General features: G+C 60.4%; 3 protein-coding genes. All 3 read right to left on the bottom strand.

All coding sequences use genetic code 11. The annotated features are described in order from the left end of the window. Nucleotides 1-77: 77 nt before the first annotated feature. Nucleotides 78-383, bottom strand: a complete 306-nt coding sequence (locus HMPREF3227_RS09365; protein ID WP_066491060.1) for a winged helix-turn-helix domain-containing protein — start codon at nt 381-383, stop codon at nt 78-80. Then, nucleotides 374-820 (bottom strand): hypothetical protein, encoded by a 447-nt coding sequence (locus tag HMPREF3227_RS09370; protein ID WP_066491057.1) that lies wholly within the window; start codon nt 818-820, stop codon nt 374-376. Before HMPREF3227_RS09370 ends, HMPREF3227_RS09365 begins: the two co-directional genes overlap by 10 nt. Nucleotides 821-935: 115 nt before the next feature. Continuing rightward, nucleotides 936-1,880, bottom strand: coding sequence for a hypothetical protein (locus tag HMPREF3227_RS09375; protein ID WP_066491053.1), 945 nt, complete (start codon nt 1,878-1,880; stop codon nt 936-938). Between the last annotated feature and the right edge of the window lie 155 nt (nt 1,881-2,035).

A 2,035-nucleotide genomic window follows, 5' to 3' on the forward strand; every position in this document is an offset into this window, starting at 1 on the left:
TGAAACAATTGGACTCCTGGATGTTGTGGCAACGCCCTGCATGACTGGCTTTCCCGTATCCCAGATAACCCCGTTGTTTAAGTAAGCCCCGCCACGAGGCGGTCCAGTGCTTCCAGGTACTGTGCGAAGGCCCGGCGACCCGAACGAGTGAGTCGAAGACGTGTCACGGGTGTGCGCCCCTCGAAATCTTTTGAAATCTTTAACAAGCCGGCCTCCTCAAGGAGCGTCGCATGCTTCGTGAGCAACGAATAGCTCACCCCCAACTCGTCTTTGAGGGTCTGATAATCCACCGAATCCACGCTATTGAGCGCCGCCATGACACTGAGCCGCACCGGCGAGTGAATGGGGGTGCCAAGGGCCTGGCGTGCCTCGCTTAGCTCCACAGTTCCCCCTTGCGCAGCAGGTAGACACCGCACCACCCCGCAGGCGCAGCGCAGAGCACCGCGACAAGCGTGGTCACCGCCCAGTGCGTGTCGTGCGGGTCTACCCACCGCGGCCACACCAGATCAAAGAACAGGAAGGAGACCACGATAAATCCGAAGGCAGCAACAAGCTTGGTCATAAATCCTCGAGGATGAGCCTTCCTCGCCTGTTGCAACAGCACAATTACGAGGCACAGAACGAAGAGGTACAGCGCGACCACGACGGCACGGATGAGCCCACCCCATTCCCAATTGGCCGCCTGAAAGTTCACCGCAAGGAGCACAGCGGAGCTTGCCGCCAACACGAGCAAGAGAATGCCTTCACGCTTATTGACGTGCGCGAGCGGCGTAGCGGCTTTCGCCGCCGAGCTAAAACGTCCGCCTTCCCGAGTGTCCATGATCTGCCCCTTTCCTTATCGAACCATACCTTCACTTTCCATAGTAGCAAGCGCTTAACGATTCGTGAAGCTCTTGACAAATCGTTACTGCCAGGAGAAAAGAGCACATGCAACGTCACTCGTCGGCGTCACGCCGCGCACTGTCACCGTGCGGCCCCTCGCCCCGCACGGCCTCGAGAGTCTCGGCACCATCTTCACGATCCGCGTCAAGCTCCGACCACTGCGCCTTCTTCTGCTCCGACTTCCGGTGCTTGCGTACCGCCGTGATGGCGAAGATGATGCCCAAGACAATCGGCACCCAAATCTTCGTGTACTCGAGCAGGAAGTCGAGCCACGCGGGTATATCAAACTCCGGGAACTCCCAGTCCGGTACGGGGATAGTCGGCAGATCGATGTGCGGGAAATGCGGCACGGGCAGTGTGACGGCCGGCGGCGAGGGCAGTTGCCAGTCCGGAAAATCAACATCGGGGATAAAGCTCAGCAGCCACCCGATAAATCGTTTGACGATCGGCCCGAGTACAAGAACTGCGAGCGCCCAGCCGCCTTTGCCCAAACCGGTCGCAATGGGAAACGCCACGCGCTTGAAGGTCGACGACTCCATTGCCGCGCGACGCTTGGCCCCGCGCGAGCCCGCGGGCGGCTCGAACTCCACGACCTCTGTCCCGTTGCGGTAATCGACGTCGAGGAGCTCGCCGAACATGTTGGTCTGCACGCGAAGATGCGGTTTCGTGCGCGCGGTGCCGGACGTGGTCATTGAGGAAAGCTTCTTTCCGCTGTGGCGGCGCAGCGGTATCCGGCCGTTCGATGCGGAATCAAACCTTCCCCACACGTCCCCGTCGACCTTCACACGTAGACGCACCGGTGGGCTGGACGCCCACGCCTTGAGGCGCTCGCGCAGATCGGCATCGAGAGGCGGATCCGTATAGGGAGTCGGATTCCCGTCGTCGCCAGTCGGGACGGCCTGCGGCCACGACGGATCGAGCTCCTTGAATTCCGCGTCATAACCACGCTCGACCTCGATAAGGCCTACATCGGGGTGATTAAGGCTCCACGTCTCCATGACTACCTCGTTCCCCTGCCACCAAGCTTGCCCAAACCCCACGCGACGACCATGAAGATCGGAATGTAGATCCACGCTCCGTCGTTAAAGTACATCCGCGACGCCACCCACGTCGCGACACTGGGGTTGCCCGCAAATCGTGGACACGTAGTGGA

Origin of the sequence: Corynebacterium sp. CMW7794, assembly GCF_001563605.1 — a bacterium.
Classification (GTDB): Bacteria; Actinomycetota; Actinomycetes; order Mycobacteriales; family Mycobacteriaceae; genus Corynebacterium; species Corynebacterium phoceense.

Bases quoted from the DNA above. Each gene is read 5' to 3' on its own strand.
- HMPREF3227_RS09370 (WP_066491057.1), bottom strand. From the start codon at position 820: ATGGACACTCGGGAAGGCGGACGTTTTAGCTCGGCGGCGAAAGCCGCT.
- HMPREF3227_RS09375 (WP_066491053.1), bottom strand. From the start codon at position 1,880: ATGGAGACGTGGAGCCTTAATCACCCCGATGTAGGCCTTATCGAGGTC.